This window comes from Escherichia sp. WS547 (genome assembly GCF_046486065.1).
GTDB classification, from domain to species: domain Bacteria; phylum Pseudomonadota; class Gammaproteobacteria; order Enterobacterales; family Enterobacteriaceae; genus Escherichia; species Escherichia coli.
This window is the reverse complement of the sequence record NZ_JBJQMA010000044.1, coordinates 1-20,578: the sequence shown is the minus strand read 5'-3', so window position 1 is coordinate 20,578 and position 20,578 is coordinate 1. Positions and strand designations below refer to the sequence as shown.

Annotated in this window: 21 protein-coding genes and 1 CRISPR repeat array; of the genes, 20 read left to right on the top strand and 1 reads right to left on the bottom strand. The window is 51.7% G+C overall.

The genetic code is table 11. The annotated features are described in order from the left end of the window. Positions 1-292 precede the first annotated feature (292 nt). The 8 genes from ACJHWK_RS23460 to cas2e all read left to right on the top strand — a co-directional run bounded on the left by ACJHWK_RS23460 (position 293) and on the right by cas2e (position 8,854). Positions 293-2,992 (top strand): CRISPR-associated helicase/endonuclease Cas3, encoded by a 2,700-nt coding sequence (locus ACJHWK_RS23460; protein ID WP_001521158.1) that lies wholly within the window; start codon positions 293-295, stop codon positions 2,990-2,992. A 97-nt stretch (positions 2,993-3,089) separates the two neighbouring features. Further along, entirely contained in the window at positions 3,090-4,652 is a 1,563-nt protein-coding gene (casA, locus tag ACJHWK_RS23455; protein WP_001084115.1) for a type I-E CRISPR-associated protein Cse1/CasA, read from the top strand. Beyond that, positions 4,649-5,185 carry a type I-E CRISPR-associated protein Cse2/CasB gene (gene casB, locus ACJHWK_RS23450; RefSeq protein ID WP_000029331.1) on the top strand — a complete coding sequence of 179 codons (537 nt, stop codon included), beginning with the start codon at positions 4,649-4,651 and terminating at the stop codon, positions 5,183-5,185. Before casA ends, casB begins: the two co-directional genes overlap by 4 nt. A 14-nt stretch (positions 5,186-5,199) precedes the next feature. Continuing rightward, the gene (gene cas7e, locus ACJHWK_RS23445; RefSeq protein ID WP_170886378.1) at positions 5,200-6,255 is read left to right on the top strand and encodes a type I-E CRISPR-associated protein Cas7/Cse4/CasC; all 1,056 of its coding nucleotides are present in this window, start codon (positions 5,200-5,202) and stop codon (positions 6,253-6,255) included. A 10-nt stretch (positions 6,256-6,265) separates the two neighbouring features. Beyond that, the gene (gene cas5e, locus ACJHWK_RS23440) at positions 6,266-7,012 is read left to right on the top strand and encodes a type I-E CRISPR-associated protein Cas5/CasD (RefSeq protein WP_170886379.1); all 747 of its coding nucleotides are present in this window, start codon (positions 6,266-6,268) and stop codon (positions 7,010-7,012) included. Beyond that, positions 6,994-7,644 (top strand): type I-E CRISPR-associated protein Cas6/Cse3/CasE, encoded by a 651-nt coding sequence (gene cas6e, locus ACJHWK_RS23435; protein WP_001521155.1) that lies wholly within the window; start codon positions 6,994-6,996, stop codon positions 7,642-7,644. Before cas5e ends, cas6e begins: the two co-directional genes overlap by 19 nt. Next, on the top strand, positions 7,641-8,564 hold the full coding sequence (gene cas1e, locus ACJHWK_RS23430; protein WP_000144858.1) for a type I-E CRISPR-associated endonuclease Cas1e: 924 nt from the start codon (positions 7,641-7,643) through the stop codon (positions 8,562-8,564). The genes cas6e and cas1e overlap by 4 nt, the downstream gene beginning before the upstream one ends. Continuing rightward, entirely contained in the window at positions 8,561-8,854 is a 294-nt protein-coding gene (gene cas2e, locus ACJHWK_RS23425; RefSeq protein WP_001521154.1) for a type I-E CRISPR-associated endoribonuclease Cas2e, read from the top strand. Before cas1e ends, cas2e begins: the two co-directional genes overlap by 4 nt. Positions 8,855-8,950: 96 nt before the next feature. Continuing rightward, a CRISPR array of direct repeats spans positions 8,951-9,284; the repeat unit is 29 nt; unit sequence GTGTTCCCCGCGCCAGCGGGGATAAATCG. A gap of 81 nt (positions 9,285-9,365) precedes the next feature. On the opposite strand, the gene iap is transcribed toward cas2e, so the two are convergent. Beyond that, the gene (iap, locus tag ACJHWK_RS23420; protein WP_001521153.1) at positions 9,366-10,403 is read right to left on the bottom strand and encodes an alkaline phosphatase isozyme conversion aminopeptidase; all 1,038 of its coding nucleotides are present in this window, start codon (positions 10,401-10,403) and stop codon (positions 9,366-9,368) included. A gap of 251 nt (positions 10,404-10,654) precedes the next feature. On the opposite strand from iap, the gene cysD reads away from it, so the two are divergent. From cysD to rpoS, 12 genes are all read left to right on the top strand, one after another. Continuing rightward, positions 10,655-11,563 carry a sulfate adenylyltransferase subunit CysD gene (gene cysD / locus ACJHWK_RS23415; RefSeq protein WP_000372392.1) on the top strand — a complete coding sequence of 303 codons (909 nt, stop codon included), beginning with the start codon at positions 10,655-10,657 and terminating at the stop codon, positions 11,561-11,563. A 1-nt stretch (position 11,564) separates the two neighbouring features. Then, positions 11,565-12,992: a sulfate adenylyltransferase subunit CysN gene (gene cysN, locus ACJHWK_RS23410; RefSeq protein WP_001090361.1), complete on the top strand. Its 1,428-nt coding sequence runs from the start codon at positions 11,565-11,567 to the stop codon at positions 12,990-12,992. Then, on the top strand, positions 12,992-13,597 hold the full coding sequence (gene cysC / locus ACJHWK_RS23405; RefSeq protein ID WP_001173673.1) for an adenylyl-sulfate kinase: 606 nt from the start codon (positions 12,992-12,994) through the stop codon (positions 13,595-13,597). The genes cysN and cysC overlap by 1 nt, the downstream gene beginning before the upstream one ends. A gap of 49 nt (positions 13,598-13,646) precedes the next feature. After that, a complete protein-coding gene (locus ACJHWK_RS23400) occupies positions 13,647-13,970 on the top strand; it encodes a DUF3561 family protein (RefSeq protein ID WP_001246104.1) in 324 nt (107 codons plus the stop codon). A 193-nt stretch (positions 13,971-14,163) separates the two neighbouring features. Next, positions 14,164-14,475, top strand: a complete 312-nt coding sequence (gene ftsB, locus ACJHWK_RS23395; RefSeq protein WP_000517476.1) for a cell division protein FtsB — start codon at positions 14,164-14,166, stop codon at positions 14,473-14,475. 18 nt (positions 14,476-14,493) lie between these two features. Then, a complete protein-coding gene (ispD, locus tag ACJHWK_RS23390; RefSeq protein ID WP_000246138.1) occupies positions 14,494-15,204 on the top strand; it encodes a 2-C-methyl-D-erythritol 4-phosphate cytidylyltransferase in 711 nt (236 codons plus the stop codon). Further along, on the top strand, positions 15,204-15,683 hold the full coding sequence (ispF, locus tag ACJHWK_RS23385; RefSeq protein ID WP_001521152.1) for a 2-C-methyl-D-erythritol 2,4-cyclodiphosphate synthase: 480 nt from the start codon (positions 15,204-15,206) through the stop codon (positions 15,681-15,683). The genes ispD and ispF overlap by 1 nt, the downstream gene beginning before the upstream one ends. Continuing rightward, positions 15,680-16,729: a tRNA pseudouridine(13) synthase TruD gene (truD, locus tag ACJHWK_RS23380; protein ID WP_000568924.1), complete on the top strand. Its 1,050-nt coding sequence runs from the start codon at positions 15,680-15,682 to the stop codon at positions 16,727-16,729. Before ispF ends, truD begins: the two co-directional genes overlap by 4 nt. Then, a complete protein-coding gene (gene surE / locus ACJHWK_RS23375; RefSeq protein WP_001295182.1) occupies positions 16,710-17,471 on the top strand; it encodes a 5'/3'-nucleotidase SurE in 762 nt (253 codons plus the stop codon). Before truD ends, surE begins: the two co-directional genes overlap by 20 nt. Next, positions 17,465-18,091, top strand: a complete 627-nt coding sequence (gene pcm / locus ACJHWK_RS23370) for a protein-L-isoaspartate O-methyltransferase (protein ID WP_000254708.1) — start codon at positions 17,465-17,467, stop codon at positions 18,089-18,091. Before surE ends, pcm begins: the two co-directional genes overlap by 7 nt. A 184-nt stretch (positions 18,092-18,275) precedes the next feature. Further along, positions 18,276-19,370: a murein hydrolase activator NlpD gene (gene nlpD, locus ACJHWK_RS23365; RefSeq protein WP_306174120.1), complete on the top strand. Its 1,095-nt coding sequence runs from the start codon at positions 18,276-18,278 to the stop codon at positions 19,368-19,370. 62 nt (positions 19,371-19,432) lie between these two features. Then, positions 19,433-20,425, top strand: a complete 993-nt coding sequence (gene rpoS, locus ACJHWK_RS23360; protein WP_000081550.1) for an RNA polymerase sigma factor RpoS — start codon at positions 19,433-19,435, stop codon at positions 20,423-20,425. Positions 20,426-20,578: the final 153 nt, after the last annotated feature.

Here is a 20,578-nt window from a genome sequence, read left to right as displayed (position 1 = left end):
GGGCTTACCAATATGGGCCAGAATTGCTGACCAGTTATCGTGAGAGTAATTCATCGGCACGTTAAATCATATCAGGCGTAATACCACAACCCTTAAGTTAGCGCTTATGGGGTAAAACCCCGCGTATTGAATTGTGATGGTTTGGTCTCCTGCACCCTTTTTTAATTTATATTGTTTATGTGAATATTATGCCTATGTTTATTATTCATATATATTACGGATGAAAATTATTTGATTATTCATAATGTAAATATTTTATTGAACGATATATATCACAGATAATTTTTAATATATGCGTAAATATCCTTTAAGTTTACTGAAGGATAAAAATATTGTGACTTTTTTTGATTTCTGGGGAAAAACCCGACGCGGCGAGAAAGACGGGGGCGACGACTATCACCTTCTTTGCTGGCATTCGCTGGATGTAGCCGCGATGGGCTATTTAATGGTTAAAAGCAATTGCTTCGGGCTGACTGACTATTTTCGTCAACTAGGTTTCGCTGATACGGAGCAGGCAGCACAATTTTTCGCCTGGCTATTGTGCTGGCACGATACTGGAAAATTTGCCCGCTCTTTTCAGCAACTTTACCTGCACCCACAACTCAAGGTTCCGGAAGGCGCAAGAAAGAATTACGAAAAGATCTCTCATTCAACGCTGGGCTACTGGCTGTGGCATCATTATTTAAGTGAATACGAAGAATTGCTTCCTTCATCTTCACTCTCTCCGCGCAAACTTAAACGGGTGATGGAGATGTGGATGCCCATAACTACCGGGCATCATGGTCGCCCGCCTGACCGTATTGATGAACTGGATAATTTTCTGCCTGAAGACAAAGCTGCCGCGCGAGATTTTCTTCTTGAAATCAAACCACTGTTTCCGCTCATAGAGATCCCCGCATTCTGGGATGATGATGAGGGCATTGAACTTATAAAACACCTTTCCTGGTATATCTCTGCAACCGTCGTGCTCGCAGACTGGACGGGTTCGTCAACGCGATTTTTTCCACGCGTCGCACACCCAATGGATATTAAAGGTTACTGGCAGAAAACTTTAGTTCAGGCTCAAAACGCCTTAACCGTCTTTCCTCTAAAAGCAAAAGTCGCGCCTTTCACCGGAATTAATACGCTGTTTCCTTTTATTGAGAATCCGACACCGTTACAGCAAAAGGTGCTGGATCTGGATATCAGCCAGCCAGGGCCACAGTTATTTATTCTGGAAGATGTGACTGGCGCAGGTAAAACGGAAGCGGCGCTTATCCTGGCGCACAGGTTGATGGCTGCGGGTAAAGCGCAGGGTTTGTTTTTTGGCCTGCCAACAATGGCAACGGCCAATGCCATGTACGATCGACTGGTCAAAACCTGGCTTGCTTTCTATTCGCCAGAGTCCCGCCCCAGCCTGGTGCTGGCACACAGTGCCCGAACATTAATGGACCGCTTTAATGAATCACTCTGGTCCGGTGATTTAGTCGGGTCAGAAGAACCGGATGAACAAACGTTCAGTCAGGGATGTGCGGCCTGGTTTGCCGACAGTAACAAGAAGGCGCTACTGGCTGAAATTGGCGTCGGCACGCTGGATCAGGCGATGATGGCTGTGATGCCGTTCAAACATAATAATCTGCGGCTTCTGGGACTGAGTAACAAAATCCTGCTGGCTGATGAGATCCATGCCTGTGACGCTTACATGTCATGCATTCTTGAAGGGCTGATCGAGCGGCAGGCGCGTGGCGGAAACAGCGTCATTTTGCTTTCTGCCACGTTATCTCAACAGCAGTGCGACAAACTCGTTGCTGCCTTTGCGCGTGGTACAGAGGGCCAGCAAGAAGCTCCGTTCCTGGAAAAGGATGATTACCCCTGGCTGACGCACGTTACGAAATCCGATGTGCATTCACACCGGGTAGCGACGCGCAAAGACGTTGAGCGTAGCGTGAGCGTGGGTTGGCTTCATAGCGAACAAGAATGTATTGCGCGTATCGAATCGGCAGTAAGTCAGGGGAAATGCATCGCCTGGATCCGGAATTCTGTCGATGACGCTATTAAGGTTTATCGTCAGTTGCTTGCCCGCGGCGTCATTCCTGCTTCCAGCCTTTCTCTGTTTCATAGCCGCTTTGCTTTTAGCGATCGCCAGCGAATTGAAACGGAAACGCTGGCACGCTTCGGTAAAGAAGATAGCTCACAGCGTGCCGGAAAAGTCCTCATTTGTACTCAGGTCTTAGAGTCGAGCGTTGATTGCGATATGGACGAAATGATTTCCGACCTGGCCCCTGTTGATTTGCTGATCCAGCGAGCGGGGCGATTACAGCGGCATATCCGCGATATTAATGGTCAGTTAAAGCGTGACGGAAAAGACGAGCGTTCCCCTCCTGAATTGCTGATTCTGGCCCCCGTCTGGGACGACGCTCCAGGTGACGAATGGTTCGGCAGTGCCATGCGTAACAGTGCATATGTCTATCCCGATCATGGACGAATCTGGCTGACGCAGCGTGTACTGCGTGAGCAAGGCGCTATTCAAATGCCACACGCAGCCCGCCTTCTTATTGAATCAGTCTACGGTGAGGACGTGGTAATGCCGGAAGGATTTGCCCGCAGCGAGCAGGAGCAAGTGGGCAAATATTACTGCGATCGCGCAATGGCTAAAAAGTTTGTGCTGAACTTCAGGCCTGGCTATGCCGCCAATATCAACGATTACCTTCCGGAAAAGCTGTCGACACGTCTGGCGGAGGAGTCTGTTTCCCTGTGGCTGGCTACCTGTATTGCCAGTGTGGTGAAGCCTTATGCCAACGGTGCTCACGCATGGGAAATGAGCGTTGTCAGAGTGCGTCGAAGCTGGTGGAAAAAACATCGGGATGAGTTTTCTTTACTGGAAGGGGAAGCGTTCAGGCAGTGGTGCATTGAACAGCGGAAAGATCCGGAGATGGCAAACGTGATTTTAGTTACCGATGACGAAAGTTGCGGGTATTCGGCTATGGAAGGATTGACTGGCAAGGTTGGTTGAGATGCCTGCGACAGGGCTCTCTGAATAGTTGATACACCGAAAAGGATGGAATGATGGACAACCGACCTGGGATGGTCTTTTTTACGAGAGGATGCGTATGAACTCGTTTTCACTTCTGACAACCCCGTGGTTGCCCGTTCGTTATAAAGACGGAACGACAGGCAAACTGGCGCCTGTCGATCTGGCGGATGAAAATGTTGTCGATATTGCTGCGCCACGGGCAGATCTCCAGGGAGCGGCATGGCAGTTTTTGCTGGGGCTACTACAAACCAGCTTTGCGCCAAAAGATCATCGTCGTTGGGATGATATCTGGGAAGACGGACTGGAATCTGAAAAGCTACGGGAAGCATTGCTGTCCTTAGAACACGCTTTCCAGTTTGGGCCAGATTCCCCTTCATTTATGCAGGATTTCGAGGCGCTCACAGGAGATAAAGTTCAGGTCGCTTCGCTACTGCCTGAGATTCCTGGCGCTCAAACAACGAAGTTTAATAAAGACCACTTTATCAAGCGTGGTGTAACGGAATACCTGTGCCCACATTGTTCTGCGTTAGCTCTGTTCTCCCTACAGTTAAATGCGCCGTCAGGTGGTAAAGGCTACCGCACCGGTTTACGCGGCGGTGGGCCGATGACCACTCTGATTGAATTACAGGAATATCAGGGCAATCAACAAACGCCCTTGTGGCGCAAACTGTGGCTCAATGTGATGCCGCAGGACGAAGCCGACTTACCGCTACCCAAAAAATTTGACGATCTGGTTTTCCCCTGGCTTGGCCCGACGCGTACCAGCGAACTGGCCGGTGCGGTGGTAACCGATGATCAGGTTAATAAACTCCAGGCGTACTGGGGAATGCCGCGGCGTATTCGTATTGATTTTAATACCACGACAGTCGGCAACTGCGATATTTGCGGCGAGCAGAACGACGCGCTCCTGAGCCTGATGACGACCAAAAATTACGGCGCGAATTATGCCATGTGGCAGCATCCCTTAACGCCTTACCGTGTACCCCTTAAAGAGGGCGGCGAGTTTTACTCGGTCAAACCACAACCAGGCGGTTTAATCTGGCGCGACTGGTTAGGCCTTATCGAAACGGGTAAATCAGAAAACAATACGGAACTTCCCGCGCTGGTGGTGAAACTCTTTAATGCCAGCAGTCTCAAGCAGGCAAAAGTGGGCCTGTGGGGATTTGGTTATGATTTTGACAACATGAAAGCGCGCTGTTGGTACGAACACCATTTTCCGCTGCTGCTCGATAAAAAAGAAGGCCAGATACCGAAGCTGCGGCTGGCTGCGCAAACGGCTTCACGGATTCTGAGTCTGTTACGGAGTGCATTGAAAGAAGCGTGGTTCTCCGATCCAAAAGGTGCACGGGGTGATTTCAGTTTTGTGGATATCGACTTCTGGAACAAAACTCAGCATCGCTTCCTGAGGTTAGTGCGCCACATTGAAGAAGGTCAGGATGCGGATGAATTACTCAGCAAATGGCAAAAGGAAATTTGGTTATTCGCGCGTCAGGATTTTGACGAGCGTGTCTTCACCAATCCATATGAGCCCGTTGATTTGAAACGCGTCATGACCGCGCGCAAGAAATATTTTACAACATCGGCGGAGAAGCAAAATGCTAAAGCCGCCAGGGAGAAAAAGCAGGAGGCTGCTGAATGAGTATTGTAAAAGAGGAGCACAAAGCCACGCTGCGTAAATGGCACGAAGAGTTGCAGGAAAAACGCGGCAATCGTGCCAGTCTGCGGCGTAGCACAACGGTTAATGATGTTTGTCTGTCAGAAGGGTTTCGTTCTCTGCTGATGCAGACCCACACTTTGTGGAAAATTGAAGCACAAGAGTGGCGTTTTACCGCACTGGCGCTGGTCGCCGCAGTTAGCGCCAATGTTAAAGCTATTGATGAACGGCAGCCTTTTGCCGCGCAGCTGGCGGCGGTAATGTCGGAGGGGCGTTTTACTCGCCTGTCGGCAGTAAAAACGCCTGATGATTTACTGCGTCAGTTACGTCGCGCGGTCAAATTATTAAATGGTTCCGTCAATCTTATCTCTTTGGCAGAAGATATTTTCCGCTGGTGCCAGGAGAGCGACGACCTGCTCAATCATCACCGCCGCCAGCAGCGGCCAACAGAATTTATCCGTATCCGCTGGGCGCTGGAATATTACCAGGCTGGCGACGCCGATAACGAACAAAATTAATAAAGGACTATCTCATGACGACATTTATTCAGCTTCATTTGTTAACCGCTTACCCTGCTGCCAACCTTAACCGTGATGACACCGGTGCGCCAAAAACTGTGGTACTGGGTGGAGCAACGCGTCTGCGCGTTTCCTCACAAAGTCTGAAACGTGCGTGGCGCACTTCTGCACTTTTTGAACAGGCACTGGCGGGCCATATTGGTATTCGCAGTGGGCGTATTGCGCGTGAGGCGGCAACTATCCTGATTGAGAAAGGCATCGAAGAGAAAAAAGCCATCGAATGGGCGGCAAAAATTGCGGGTTATCTTGGGAAAGCTAAAAACGACAAAAAACCAAAAGATCCGCTCACTAACGCCGAAACTGAACAGCTAGTCCATATCAGCCCGGCAGAATTTGACGCCGTAAAAGCGCTGGCCCATCAACTGGCCGAAGAAAAGCGCGCGCCAAAAGAGGAAGATCTCGCTTTGTTACGTAAAGATCGCATGGCGGTAGATATCGCTATGTTTGGTCGTATGCTGGCGAATAAACCCGAATTTAATGTTGAAGCCGCCTGCCAGGTCGCGCATGCATTTGGTGTCAGTGAAACGATTGTCGAAGATGATTTTTTCACCGCCGTTGATGATTTGCGCCAGGCTTCTGAAGATGCCGGTGCCGGGCATCTTGGTGAAACCGGATTCGGTTCTGCGCTGTTCTACACCTATATCTGCATCGATAAAGATCTGCTGGTCGAAAACCTCGGCGGTGACGAAGCGTTAGCTAATCAGACCTTGCGCGCCTTTACGGAAGCCGCACTTAAAGTCTCCCCAACCGGCAAACAGAACAGCTTTGCCAGCCGTGCCTACGCCTCCTGGGCGCTGGCAGAAAAAGGCACTGAACAACCACGCTCTCTGGCGGCGGCTTTCTATGAACCCATTAATGGCACCCGGCAGTTAGATGTGGCGGTGCAGCGTATTACAACGCTTCGCGAAAATATGAATACGGTCTATGAACAGAAGACCGAATGCGTAAGCTTTGACGTGATGAACAAACAGGGAAGCATGAAGGACGTGCTGGACTTTATCTGCGCGTAAGGGGCGGCTAATGAGCCAATATTTGATTTTTCAGCTTCATGGGCCAATGGCATCCTGGGGCGTCGATGCCCCCGGCGAAGTGCGTCATACCCATGAACTGCCTTCGCGCTCAGCATTGCTGGGGCTGCTGGCTGCCGGGGTAGGGATTCGGCGTGATGATACCGAACGATTAAACGCGTTTAACCGCCACTATTCACTGGTGGTTTGCGCCAGCCGTAGCCCGCGCTGGGCACGGGATTATCACACGGTCCAGATGCCAAAAGAGGTGCGTAAAGCGCGTTATTTCAGCCGTCGCGAAGAGTTGAGCGCCCCTGATCTTCTGAGCGCGATTATCTCCCGGCGCGACTACTACACCGATGCCTGGTGGATGGTGGCGGTGGCAACAACCCCCGATGCGCCTTACAGGCTTGAACAGTTGCAGGACGGTTTACGTCATCCGGTTTTTCCGCTTTATCTGGGGCGAAAAAGTCATCCGCTGGCGTTACCACTTGCGCCGTTACTGCTCGAAGGCAACGCGTCTGATGTCTTACGTAACGCATACCAACAGTATCAGGATAGTTTCCGCGAACTGAAAGTCTCACTCCCGAAACTTCAGGATGAATGCTGGTGGGAAGGGGAACACGACGGCCTGGTCGCGAGCAAAATATTACGTCGCCGGGATGTTCCTTTAAATCGTCAGCAGTGGCTGTTTGGGGAACGCACCATCAATCAGGGGCCGTGGCTCAGCAAGGAGGAACCATGTACCTCTCAAGAATAACCTTACATACCGGCCAGCTTTTGCCTGCGCAGTTGCTGCATTTGGTGGGTCGCGGTGAATATGTAATGCATCAGTGGCTGTGGGATCTTTTTCCTGGCGGCAAAGAAAGGCAATTTCTTTATCGTCGGGAAGAACTCCAGGGGGCGTTTCGCTTTTTTGTCCTGTCGCAGGAACGCCCGGCGGAAAGTGATATTTTCACCATCGAATGCCGACCATTTGCGCCAGAGTTGCGTACCGGACAATCCCTTTGTTTCAACCTGCGGGCGAATCCAACAATTTGTAAAGCGGGCAAACGCCACGACTTGCTGATGGAGGCGAAACGGCAGGTGAGGGGGCAGGTGGAAGGAAGTGATGTCTGGTTGCATCAACAACAGGCGGCGCTGGACTGGCTGGCAGCGCAGGGGGAAAGAAGCGGTTTTACACTACTGGATACCTCGGTCGATGCCTACCGACAACAGCAACTGCGGCGGGAAAACTCCCGGCAACTGATCCAGTTCAGTAGCGTGGATTATACGGGGATGCTTACGGTCACCGATCCTGGGTTATTTCTGCAACGTCTGAGCCAGGGGTATGGCAAAAGCCGCGCGTTCGGCTGTGGTCTGATGCTGATCAAACCCGGAGCAGAGGCGTGACGTTTGTACCACTGAGTCCGATCCCGTTAAAAGATCGCACCTCTATGATCTTCCTCCAGTACGGTCAAATCGACGTACTGGACGGCGCTTTCGTGCTGATCGACAAAACCGGGATCCGCACGCACATTCCGGTGGGATCGGTCGCCTGCATTATGCTCGAACCGGGAACGAGAGTTTCCCACGCGGCGGTGCATCTGGCCGCCACGGTGGGGACGCTACTGGTCTGGGTCGGTGAAGCGGGTGTTCGCGTCTACTCTTCCGGACAACCCGGTGGGGCGCGTGCTGATAAGTTACTCTACCAGGCAAAGCTGGCTTTAACGGAAGATCTACGTCTGAAGGTGGTGCGCAAAATGTATGAATTACGTTTTCGTGAGCCACCGCCAGCTCGCCGTTCAGTGGAGCAGCTACGTGGAATTGAGGGATCCCGCGTTCGCCAGACGTATGCATTACTGGCGAAACAATATGGTGTGAAATGGAATGGTCGCAAATACGATCCTAAAGACTGGGAAAAAGGCGATGTTGTGAATCGCTGCATCAGTGCTGCCACATCATGTCTGTACGGTATTTCTGAAGCGGCAGTATTAGCCGCGGGATATGCGCCCGCTATTGGATTTATCCATAGTGGCAAACCGCTTTCATTTGTTTATGACATAGCCGATATCATTAAATTTGATTCGGTTGTGCCAAAGGCATTTGAAATAGCAGCGAGGCAACCCGCAGAACCAGATAAAGAAGTCAGGTTGGCCTGTCGTGATATTTTCCGTAGCAGTAAGTTAACGGGCAAATTAATTCCGTTAATCGAGGAAGTGCTTGCCGCAGGTGAAATTGAACCACCACAACCCGCGCCGGATATGTTACCGCCTGCCATCCCTGAACCTGAAACGCTGGGCGATAGCGGTCACCGGGGACGCGGCGGATGAGTATGGTCGTCGTTGTTACAGAAAATGTCCCTCCGCGCTTACGTGGACGGATCGCGATCTGGCTCCTGGAAGTGCGTGCCGGTGTTTATGTCGGAGATACGTCCAAACGTATTCGGGAGATGATCTGGCAGCAAATCTCTCAACTGGCAGGTTGCGGAAATGTGGTAATGGCCTGGGCGACCAATACCGAGTCGGGTTTTGAATTTCAGACCTGGGGTGAAAATAGACGTATTCCGGTGGATTTGGATGGGGTGCGTTTGGTTTCTTTTCTTCCTGTTGATAATCAATAAGTTATCTGTTCTTTAAAAATAAGGAAATGTTTTAATTTAGTTGGTAGATTGTTGATGCGGAATAAATTTGTTTAAAAACAGTTATGTATGCTTAGTGTGTTCCCCGCGCCAGCGGGGATAAATCGCCGTTTGATAGCTGTTCACGCTGGCTGATGCCGTGTTCCCCGCGCCAGCGGGGATAAATCGCTTTCCTACTGAATCCGCGTCGGTTGCCTCTGGTGTTCCCCGCGCCAGCGGGGATAAATCGAGCCAGACACATTGCTTTATCGCGCCACGCTGGTGTTCCCCGCGCCAGCGGGGATAAACCGCAGGGAAACCGTTCGTACTTATCGACCTCAACGTGTTCCCCGCGCCAGCGGGGATAAACCGAAGGGGACGGCTACGGGACGCCGCCTATTGACGTGTTCCCCGCGTCAGCGGGGATAAACCGGACGCACTGGATGCGATGATGGACATCACTTGGAGTTCCCCGCCCCTGCGGTAGAACTCCCAGCTCTCATTTTCAAACCCATCAAGACGCCTTCGCCAGCTCCTTCACCAGCGGTAGCATTATCCGCATAACATCACGGCAGCGACGTTCTATTCTTCCAGGAAGTGCCTTATCAATATGTTGTTGATTATCCAGTCTTACGTCATGCCAGCTATTTCCCGCAGGGAATGCAGCTGTTTTTGCGCGTTGCTGATAACCATCCTTATTCCCAAGATTCCAATTTGTTGCTTCTACTGAAAGTACGGCAATACCGGCTTTGTCGAAAACTTCGGCATCATTACAACAGCCAGTACCCTTCGGATAATTTTTATTCAAACCCGGATTGGTCGTTGCGGCAATTCCATGACTACGCGCAATTGCCAGCGCCCTGTCGCGCGTTAATTTCCTTACTGCTTCAGGGGTTTTTACACCGCTGTTGAAATACAATTTATCGCCAACAATTAAGTTATCGAGATTAATCACCAGCAGCGTATTTTTCTTTTCGGTGTCACTCATCCGCTTGAGTAAATTCTCAGCGCCTAATTTCCCTTCCTCTTCGCCGCTGGTCGCCACAAATCGAATACCATACTCGGTAGGCGTATTTTTCAGGCGTTCTGCCAGTTCCAGCATGACACCTAAACCTGCAGCGTTATCATCCATTCCTTGTAACGTCAGTCCGCCGAGATTGGCATCGGCGTCAGCATCGCTCAGCGGGGCGTAAGTATCCAGATGCGCCATAATGATGATCTGCTGCGGCGCTTTGCCTTCATGAGCGGCAATCACCGTACTTCCCGTCACGTTATGCCAGCTCTTGCGATTATCGCGGGCGGTATAAATATACCGACTATTAAATGTCCGAATATCACTGCGATAACCCATTTGCTGAAACTGTTGGCGAATATAATCGGCAGATAACATTTCTGCAGGAGTTCCGGTCATGCGTCCCGGAAAGAAAGTAGCAATATGTCGTGCCTGAGTATTAGCAAAATCGCCAGGTTTAGCTGACGAGGCGTGTACGGGGAGAATAAAGCATACGCCGAGCGCCAGGGCAGCGGTACGGTGGCGCAATGCGGAAAACATAGTGAGTCCTTAAATACCATGCAAATTTTTTTACCGCCATAGTATGAAACTGCCGATGCGCTAAAACAATTTCAAATCTTCCTAAACGCCCGAAATCCGGTGCCTTAAGCACTTTTTGATATTAGCTTTGCCAAATCGTTATTCCGTTAAGGAACTACTCATTCTAATTGGTAATTTCATTCGTTCTCTTACGCTCCCTATAGTCGAAACATCTGATGGCAAGAAAATAGCGGTATTGCAAAGGAACGGTTATGGATCAAAAACGACTTACTCACCTGCGGCAACTGGAGGCGGAAAGCATCCACATTATTCGCGAGGTGGCGGCAGAATTCTCAAATCCGGTGATGCTCTACTCTATCGGTAAAGATTCCAGCGTCATGCTGCATCTGGCGCGCAAGGCGTTTTATCCAGGTACGCTGCCTTTCCCGTTGCTGCATGTCGATACCGGCTGGAAATTCCGCGAGATGTATGAGTTCCGCGATCGTACGGCTAAAGCCTACGGCTGCGAGCTGCTGGTGCATAAAAACCCGGAAGGCGTGGCGATGGGGATTAATCCATTCGTTCATGGCAGCGCGAAACATACCGATATTATGAAAACTGAAGGCCTGAAACAGGCGCTGAATAAATACGGTTTTGATGCCGCCTTCGGTGGTGCACGCCGCGACGAAGAGAAATCCCGTGCTAAAGAGCGAATCTACTCTTTCCGTGACCGCTTCCATCGCTGGGATCCGAAAAATCAGCGCCCGGAGCTGTGGCACAACTACAACGGGCAAATTAACAAAGGCGAAAGCATTCGCGTCTTCCCGCTCTCTAACTGGACCGAGCAGGATATCTGGCAATACATCTGGCTGGAAAATATCGACATTGTGCCGCTGTATCTCGCTGCGGAACGACCGGTTCTGGAACGCGACGGTATGTTGATGATGATTGATGACAACCGTATCGACCTGCAACCGGGAGAAGTGATTAAAAAACGGATGGTGCGTTTCCGTACGCTGGGCTGCTGGCCGCTGACCGGTGCGGTGGAGTCAAATGCACAAACACTGCCGGAAATCATCGAAGAGATGCTGGTTTCCACCACCAGTGAACGTCAGGGTCGCGTGATTGACCGCGACCAGGCGGGATCCATGGAGTTGAAAAAACGTCAGGGGTATTTTTAAGATGAACACCGCACTTGCACAACAAATCGCCAATGAAGGCGGCGTCGAAGCCTGGATGATTGCACAACAACATAAAAGCCTGCTGCGTTTTCTGACCTGTGGTAGCGTCGATGACGGCAAAAGTACCCTGATTGGTCGCCTGCTGCACGATACCCGCCAAATCTACGAAGATCAGCTCTCATCGCTGCATAACGACAGTAAACGTCACGGCACCCAGGGCGAAAAACTGGATCTGGCACTGCTGGTGGACGGCCTGCAAGCTGAGCGCGAACAGGGCATCACCATTGACGTGGCTTACCGTTATTTCTCTACCGAGAAGCGTAAATTTATTATCGCCGATACCCCAGGGCACGAGCAGTACACTCGCAATATGGCGACTGGCGCATCGACATGTGAACTGGCGATCTTACTGATCGATGCCCGTAAAGGCGTGCTCGATCAAACCCGTCGTCACAGTTTTATCTCCACACTGTTGGGGATCAAACATCTGGTCGTGGCGATCAACAAAATGGATCTGGTGGATTACAGTGAAGAGACGTTCACCCGTATTCGCGAAGATTATCTGACCTTTGCCGGGCAGCTGCCGGGTAATCTGGATATCCGCTTTGTGCCGCTCTCTGCACTGGAAGGTGACAACGTGGCTTCGCAAAGTGAAAGTATGCCGTGGTACAGCGGTCCGACACTGCTCGAAGTGCTGGAAACCGTGGAGATCCAGCGAGTGGTGGATGCCCAGCCAATGCGCTTCCCGGTGCAGTACGTTAATCGCCCGAATCTCGATTTTCGTGGCTACGCCGGAACGCTGGCATCCGGTCGAGTGGAAGTCGGGCAACGTGTCAAAGTGCTGCCCTCTGGTGTGGAATCAAACGTCGCGCGGATCGTGACTTTTGATGGCGATCGCGAAGAAGCCTTTGCCGGAGAAGCGATCACCCTAGTGCTGACGGATGAGATCGACATCAGCCGTGGCGATCTGCTGCTGGCGGCAGACGAAGCGTTACCGGCTGTGCAGAGCGCGTCGGTGGATGTGGTATGGATGGCGGAACAGCCGCTTTCCCCAGGCCAGAGTTACGACATCAAAATTGCCGGTAAGAAGACACGTGCTCGTGTTGATGGCATTCGTTATCAGGTTGATATTAATAACCTTACCCAACGCGAAGTTGAAAACCTGCCGCTGAACGGCATCGGCCTGGTGGATCTCACTTTTGACGAGCCACTGGTGTTAGATCGTTATCAGCAAAATCCGGTTACCGGTGGGCTGATTTTTATCGATCGCCTGAGCAATGTGACCGTGGGTGCCGGTATGGTGCACGAGCCAGTTAGCCAGGCAACTGCTGCGCCATCTGAATTCAGTGCATTCGAACTGGAATTGAATGCCCTGGTTCGTCGCCACTTTCCGCACTGGGGCGCACGCGATTTGCTGGGGGATAAATAATGGCGCTGCATGACGAAAACGTCGTCTGGCATAGCCATCCGGTCACTGTGCAACAACGCGAGCTACACCACGGTCATCGTGGTGTAGTGCTGTGGTTTACCGGCCTCTCCGGGTCCGGTAAATCAACGGTCGCCGGGGCGCTGGAGGAGGCGTTACATAAACTCGGCGTCAGTACGTATCTGCTGGATGGCGACAATGTTCGCCACGGATTATGCAGCGATCTCGGTTTTAGCGATGCCGATCGTAAAGAGAATATCCGTCGCGTCGGTGAAGTGGCGAATTTGATGGTTGAAGCCGGACTGGTGGTGCTGACCGCATTCATCTCGCCACACCGCGCCGAACGCCAGATGGTTCGTGAACGCGTAGGAGAAGGGCGCTTTATCGAAGTGTTTGTCGATACGCCGCTGGCGATTTGCGAAGCCCGCGATCCAAAAGGCTTATATAAGAAAGCGCGTGCCGGTGAACTGCGCAACTTTACGGGAATAGATTCCGTTTACGAAGCGCCTGAATCGGCAGAAATTCATCTCAATGGTGAACAATTAGTAACAAATTTGGTACAGCAATTATTAGATCTGTTGAGACAGAACGATATTATCAGATCCTGAGACACCACCGGGTTTCCATGCCCGGTTCGTCAAAGTAACAGGATCAAATATGCGTAATAGCCATAACATTACACTAACAAATAACGACAGCCTTACTGAGGATGAAGAAACCACATGGTCACTGCCTGGTGCTGTGGTCGGTTTTATCTCCTGGTTATTTGCGCTGGCGATGCCGATGTTGATTTATGGCTCTAACACGCTGTTTTTCTTTATCTACACCTGGCCTTTCTTTCTGGCACTGATGCCTGTCGCGGTAGTGGTGGGGATTGCGCTGCATTCATTGATGGACGGAAAGCTACGCTACAGTATTGTTTTCACCCTGGTGACAGTAGGCATTATGTTTGGCGCACTGTTTATGTGGCTACTGGGCTAATTTGTACTTTCTTGTCTCCTCTGTTCATAATTCAAACCGTAACTAATAATGAGATTATGTTCTGCACGCCCTGGGTATACGTAACAATGGACAAATGTGGTACATTTGCCCGCGTTGTCGCGGTATCCCCAACAGAGGATGTAGAGTCGTCTTCGGATGCATGGGATGATGATGCCGTTTTTCAGGGGGCAGGATGGGTAAACTAACGCTGCTGTTGCTGGCTATTCTGGTCTGGCTACAGTATTCGCTGTGGTTCGGTAAGAACGGTATACATGACTATACCCGCGTCAATGATGATGTGGCGGCACAGCAAGCTACAAACGCGAAACTTAAAGCGCGAAACGATCAACTTTTTGCCGAAATTGACGATCTCAATGGCGGCCAGGAGGCGCTCGAAGAGCGTGCGCGTAATGAACTCAGCATGACCAGGCCGGGCGAAACTTTTTATCGTCTGGTGCCTGACGCGTCGAAGCGCGCACAGTCTGCGGGGCAAAACAATCGATAAATCAGCCCGGGAATTAACATGGCAACCACTCATTTGGATGTTTGCGCCGTGGTTCCGGCGGCCGGATTTGGCCGTCGAATGCAAACGGAATGTCCTAAGCAATATCTCTCAATCGGTAATCAAACCATTCTTGAACACTCGGTGCATGCGCTGCTGGCGCATCCCCGGGTGAAACGTGTCGTCATTGCCATAAGTCCTGGCGATAGCCGTTTTGCACAACTTCCTCTGGCGAATCATCCGCAAATCACCGTTGTAGATGGCGGTGATGAGCGTGCCGATTCGGTGCTGGCAGGTCTGAAAGCCGCTGGCGACGCGCAGTGGGTATTGGTGCATGACGCCGCTCGTCCTTGTCTGCATCAGGATGACCTCGCGCGATTGTTGGCGTTGAGCGAAACCAGCCGCACGGGGGGGATCCTCGCCGCACCAGTGCGCGATACGATGAAACGTGCCGAACCGGGCAAAAATGCCATTGCTCATACCGTTGATCGCAACGGCTTATGGCACGCGCTGACGCCGCAATTTTTCCCTCGCGAGCTGTTACATGACTGCCTGACGCGCGCTCTAAATGAAGGCGCTACCATTACCGACGAAGCCTCGGCGCTGGAATATTGCGGATTCCATCCGCAGTTGGTCGAAGGCCGCGCGGATAACATTAAAGTCACGCGACCGGAAGATTTGGCACTGGCCGAGTTTTACCTCACCCGAACCATCCATCAGGAGAATACATAATGCGAATTGGACACGGTTTTGACGTACACGCCTTTGGCGGTGAAGGCCCACTTATCATTGGTGGCGTACGCATTCCTTACGAAAAAGGATTGCTGGCGCATTCTGATGGCGACGTGGCGCTCCATGCGTTGACCGATGCATTGCTTGGCGCGGCGGCGCTGGGGGATATCGGCAAACTGTTCCCGGATACCGATCCGGCATTTAAAGGTGCCGACAGCCGCGAGCTGCTACGCGAAGCCTGGCGTCGTATTCAGGCGAAGGGTTATACCCTGGGCAACGTCGATGTCACTATCATCGCTCAGGCACCGAAGATGTTGCCGCACATTCCACAAATGCGCGTGTTTATTGCCGAAGATCTCGGCTGCCATATGGATGATGTTAACGTGAAAGCCACTACTACGGAAAAACTTGGATTTACCGGACGTGGGGAAGGGATTGCCTGTGAAGCGGTGGCGCTACTCATTAAGGCAACAAAATGATTGAGTTTGATAATCTCACTTACCTCCACGGTAAACCGCAAGGCACTGGGCTGCTGAAAGCCAATCCGGAAGACTTTGTGGTGGTGGAAGATTTGGGCTTTGAGCCTGATGGTGAAGGTGAGCATATTCTGGTTAGAATCCTCAAAAACGGCTGCAATACCCGTTTTGTGGCGGATGCACTGGCGAAATTCCTTAAAATTCATGCCCGTGAAGTCAGCTTCGCTGGGCAAAAAGACAAACATGCTGTAACGGAACAGTGGTTATGTGCTCGCGTGCCGGGCAAGGAAATGCCCGATCTGAGCGCCTTTCAACTGGAAGGCTGCCAGGTGCTGGAGTATGCGCGGCACAAGCGCAAGCTGCGTTTAGGCGCGCTGAAAGGTAACGCCTTTACCCTGGTTCTGCGCGAAGTGAGCAATCGCGATGACGTTGAACAACGTCTGATCGATATTTGCGTAAAAGGCGTGCCTAACTATTTTGGTGCCCAACGTTTTGGGATTGGCGGTAGCAACTTGCAGGGCGCGCTGCGCTGGGCGCAAACCAATACTCCGGTGCGCGATCGCAATAAACGGAGTTTTTGGTTGTCGGCAGCCCGCAGTGCGTTGTTTAATCAGATTGTTGCTGAGCGCCTCAAAAAAGCAGACGTTAATCAAGTTGTTGACGGCGATGCGCTACAATTAGCCGGACGTGGTAGCTGGTTTGTCGCAACCACCGAAGAACTGGCGGAATTACAGCGTCGCGTCAACGATAAAGAGCTAATGATAACCGCCGCATTGCCGGGCAGTGGCGAATGGGGAACTCAGCGTGAAGCGCTGGCATTCGAACAAGCAGCTGTCGCCGCAGAAACTGAATTACAAGCCTTACTGGTGCGCGAAAAAGTTGAAGCCGCGCGCAGAGCGATGCTGCTGTATCCGCAACAATTAAGCTGGAACTGGTGGGATGACGTCACCGTAGAAATCCGTTTCTGGCTTCCGGCGGGTAGTTTTGCAACCAGCGTTGTCAGGGAACTTATCAACACAACAGGTGATTATGCGCATATTGCTGAGTAATGATGACGGGGTACATGCACCCGGTATACAAACGCTGGCGAAAGCCTTGCGTGAGTTTGCTGACGTTCAGGTGGTCGCCCCCGATCGTAACCGCAGCGGCGCTTCAAATTCTCTAACACTGGAATCCTCCCTGCGCACGTTTACCTTTGAAAATGGTGATATTGCTGTGCAAATGGGAACCCCGACCGATTGCGTCTATCTTGGCGTGAATGCTCTGATGCGTCCGCGCCCGGACATTGTTGTGTCCGGAATTAACGCCGGGCCGAATCTGGGGGATGATGTTATTTATTCCGGTACGGTAGCCGCCGCGATGGAAGGCCGTCATTTAGGTTTTCCGGCGCTTGCCGTCTCGCTTGACGGGCATAAACATTACGACACTGCCGCGGCGGTAACCTGTTCAATTTTGCGCGCACTGTGTAAAGAGCCGCTGCGCACCGGACGTATTCTTAATATTAACGTTCCGGATTTACCCTTGGATCAAATCAAAGGTATTCGCGTGACGCGCTGCGGTACACGACATCCGGCAGATCAGGTGATCCCGCAGCAAGATCCGCGCGGCAATACGCTGTATTGGATTGGCCCGCCGGGCGGTAAATGTGATGCCGGTCCGGGGACCGATTTTGCTGCGGTAGATGAGGGCTATGTCTCCATCACGCCGCTGCATGTGGATTTAACTGCGCATAGCGCGCAAGATGTGGTTTCAGACTGGTTAAACAGCGTGGGAGTTGGCACGCAATGGTAAGCAGACGCGTACAAGCACTTCTGGATCAATTACGTGCGCAAGGTATTCAGGATGAGCAGGTGCTGAATGCACTTGCCGCCGTGCCGCGTGAAAAATTCGTTGATGAAGCGTTTGAACAAAAAGCCTGGGACAATATCGCCTTGCCGATAGGTCAGGGGCAGACAATTTCGCAGCCGTATATGGTGGCGCGAATGACCGAATTACTCGAACTGACGCCGCAGTCGCGGGTGCTGGAAATTGGCACCGGTTCGGGATATCAAACGGCAATCCTGGCGCATCTTGTCCAGCATGTTTGCTCGGTCGAACGGATTAAAGGCTTGCAGTGGCAGGCGCGTCGCCGCCTGAAAAATCTTGATTTACATAATGTTTCAACCCGTCATGGCGATGGATGGCAAGGTTGGCAGGCACGTGCGCCGTTTGACGCTATCATTGTTACGGCGGCACCGCCGGAAATTCCAACTGCGCTAATGACGCAGCTGGACGAAGGCGGGATTCTCGTCTTACCCGTAGGGGAGGAGCACCAGTATTTGAAACGGGTGCGTCGTCGGGGAGGCGAATTTATTATCGATACCGTGGAGGCCGTGCGCTTTGTCCCTTTAGTGAAGGGTGAGCTGGCTTAAAACGTGAGGAAATACCTGGATTTTTCCTGGTTATTTTGCCGCAGGTCAGCGTATCGTGAACATCTTTTCCAGTGTTCAGTATGGTGCCTTGCACGGTAATTATGTCACTGGTTATTAACCAATTTTTCCTGGGGGATAAATGAGCGCGGGAAGCCCAAAATTCACCGTTCGCCGCATTGCGGCTTTGTCACTGGTTTCGCTATGGCTGGCAGGCTGTTCTGACACTTCAAATCCACCGGCACCGGTCAGCTCCGTTAATGGCAATGCGCCTGCAAATACCAATTCTGGTATGTTGATTACGCCGCCGCCGAAAATGGGAACGACGTCTACAGCTCAGCAACCGCAAATTCAGCCGGTACAGCAGCCACAAATTCAGGCCACTCAACAACCGCAAATCCAGCCGGTGCAGCCAGTAGCTCAGCAGCCGGTACAGATGGAAAACGGACGCATCGTCTATAACCGTCAGTATGGGAACATTCCGAAAGGCAGTTATAGCGGCAGTACCTATACCGTGAAAAAAGGCGACACACTTTTCTATATCGCCTGGATTACTGGCAACGATTTCCGTGACCTTGCTCAGCGCAACAATATTCAGGCACCATACGCGCTGAACGTTGGTCAGACCTTGCAGGTGGGTAATGCTTCCGGTACGCCAATCACTGGCGGAAATGCCATTACCCAGGCCGACGCAGCAGAGCAAGGAGTTGTGATCAAGCCTGCACAAAATTCCACCGTTGCTGTTGCGTCGCAACCGACAATTACGTATTCTGAGTCTTCGGGTGAACAGAGTGCTAACAAAATGTTGCCGAACAACAAGCCAACTGCGACCACGGTCACAGCGCCTGTAACGGTGCCAACAGCAAGCACAACCGAGCCGACTGTCAGCAGTACATCAACCAGTACGCCTATCTCCACCTGGCGCTGGCCGACTGAGGGCAAAGTGATCGAAACCTTTGGCGCTTCTGAGGGGGGCAACAAGGGGATTGATATCGCAGGCAGCAAAGGACAGGCAATTATCGCGACCGCAGATGGCCGCGTTGTTTATGCCGGTAACGCGCTGCGCGGCTACGGTAATCTGATTATCATCAAACATAATGATGATTACCTGAGTGCCTACGCCCATAACGACACAATGCTGGTCCGGGAACAACAAGAAGTGAAGGCGGGGCAAAAAATAGCAACCATGGGTAGCACCGGAACCAGTTCAACACGCTTGCATTTTGAAATTCGTTACAAGGGGAAATCCGTAAACCCGCTGCGTTATTTGCCGCAGCGATAAATCGGCGGAACCAGGCTTTTGCTTGAATGTTCCGTCAAGGGATCACGGATAGGAGCCACCTTATGAGTCAGAATACGCTGAAAGTTCATGATTTAAATGAAGATGCGGAATTTGATGAGAACGGAGTTGAGGTTTTTGACGAAAAGGCCTTAGTAGAAGAGGAACCCAGTGATAACGATTTGGCCGAAGAGGAACTGTTATCGCAGGGAGCCACACAGCGTGTGTTGGACGCGACTCAGCTTTACCTTGGTGAGATTGGTTATTCACCACTGTTAACGGCCGAAGAAGAAGTTTATTTTGCGCGTCGCGCACTGCGTGGAGATGTTGCCTCCCGCCGCCGGATGATCGAGAGTAACTTGCGTCTGGTGGTAAAAATTGCCCGCCGTTATGGCAATCGTGGTCTGGCGTTGCTGGACCTGATCGAAGAGGGCAACCTGGGGCTGATCCGCGCGGTAGAGAAGTTTGACCCGGAACGTGGTTTCCGCTTCTCAACATACGCAACCTGGTGGATTCGCCAGACGATCGAACGGGCGATTATGAACCAAACCCGTACTATTCGTTTGCCGATTCACATCGTAAAGGAGCTGAACGTTTACCTGCGAACCGCACGCGAGTTGTCCCATAAACTGGACCACGAACCAAGTGCGGAAGAGATCGCAGAGCAACTGGATAAGCCAGTTGATGACGTCAGCCGTATGCTTCGTCTTAACGAGCGCATTACCTCGGTAGACACCCCGCTGGGTGGTGATTCCGAAAAAGCGTTGCTGGACATCCTGGCCGATGAAAAAGAGAACGGTCCGGAAGATACCACGCAAGATGACGATATGAAGCAGAGCATCGTCAAATGGCTGTTCGAGCTGAACGCCAAACAGCGTGAAGTACTGGCACGTCGATTCGGTTTGCTGGGGTACGAAGCGGCAACACTGGAAGATGTAGGTCGTGAAATTGGCCTCACCCGTGAACGTGTTCGCCAGATTCAGGTTGAAGGCCTGCGCCGTTTGCGCGAAATCCTGCAAACGCAGGGGCTGAATATCGAAGCGCTGTTCCGCGAGTAAGTAAGCATCTGTCAGAAAGGCCAGTCTCAAGCGAGGCTGGCCTTTTTTGTGCACAGAAAACCCCCAGCTAGGCTGGGGGTTCCGGAAAGCTTTCAGCTTTGAGCCAGTTATTAAAACCCCTTTTGATTTGTTAAAACACCTTGCGGTCTGGCA

What these genes read in the sequence shown, in the direction of transcription:
- ACJHWK_RS23460 (WP_001521158.1), top strand. Translation starts at nt 293, where the DNA reads ATGCGTAAATATCCTTTAAGTTTACTGAAGGATAAAAATATTGTGACT.
- casA (WP_001084115.1), top strand. Translation starts at nt 3,090, where the DNA reads ATGAACTCGTTTTCACTTCTGACAACCCCGTGGTTGCCCGTTCGTTAT.
- casB (WP_000029331.1), top strand. Translation starts at nt 4,649, where the DNA reads ATGAGTATTGTAAAAGAGGAGCACAAAGCCACGCTGCGTAAATGGCAC.
- cas7e (WP_170886378.1), top strand. Translation starts at nt 5,200, where the DNA reads ATGACGACATTTATTCAGCTTCATTTGTTAACCGCTTACCCTGCTGCC.
- cas5e (WP_170886379.1), top strand. Translation starts at nt 6,266, where the DNA reads ATGAGCCAATATTTGATTTTTCAGCTTCATGGGCCAATGGCATCCTGG.
- cas6e (WP_001521155.1), top strand. Translation starts at nt 6,994, where the DNA reads ATGTACCTCTCAAGAATAACCTTACATACCGGCCAGCTTTTGCCTGCG.
- cas2e (WP_001521154.1), top strand. Translation starts at nt 8,561, where the DNA reads ATGAGTATGGTCGTCGTTGTTACAGAAAATGTCCCTCCGCGCTTACGT.
- iap (WP_001521153.1), bottom strand. Translation starts at nt 10,403, where the DNA reads ATGTTTTCCGCATTGCGCCACCGTACCGCTGCCCTGGCGCTCGGCGTA.
- cysD (WP_000372392.1), top strand. Translation starts at nt 10,655, where the DNA reads ATGGATCAAAAACGACTTACTCACCTGCGGCAACTGGAGGCGGAAAGC.
- cysN (WP_001090361.1), top strand. Translation starts at nt 11,565, where the DNA reads ATGAACACCGCACTTGCACAACAAATCGCCAATGAAGGCGGCGTCGAA.
- cysC (WP_001173673.1), top strand. Translation starts at nt 12,992, where the DNA reads ATGGCGCTGCATGACGAAAACGTCGTCTGGCATAGCCATCCGGTCACT.
- ACJHWK_RS23400 (WP_001246104.1), top strand. Translation starts at nt 13,647, where the DNA reads ATGCGTAATAGCCATAACATTACACTAACAAATAACGACAGCCTTACT.
- ftsB (WP_000517476.1), top strand. Translation starts at nt 14,164, where the DNA reads ATGGGTAAACTAACGCTGCTGTTGCTGGCTATTCTGGTCTGGCTACAG.
- ispD (WP_000246138.1), top strand. Translation starts at nt 14,494, where the DNA reads ATGGCAACCACTCATTTGGATGTTTGCGCCGTGGTTCCGGCGGCCGGA.
- ispF (WP_001521152.1), top strand. Translation starts at nt 15,204, where the DNA reads ATGCGAATTGGACACGGTTTTGACGTACACGCCTTTGGCGGTGAAGGC.
- truD (WP_000568924.1), top strand. Translation starts at nt 15,680, where the DNA reads ATGATTGAGTTTGATAATCTCACTTACCTCCACGGTAAACCGCAAGGC.
- surE (WP_001295182.1), top strand. Translation starts at nt 16,710, where the DNA reads ATGCGCATATTGCTGAGTAATGATGACGGGGTACATGCACCCGGTATA.
- pcm (WP_000254708.1), top strand. Translation starts at nt 17,465, where the DNA reads ATGGTAAGCAGACGCGTACAAGCACTTCTGGATCAATTACGTGCGCAA.
- rpoS (WP_000081550.1), top strand. Translation starts at nt 19,433, where the DNA reads ATGAGTCAGAATACGCTGAAAGTTCATGATTTAAATGAAGATGCGGAA.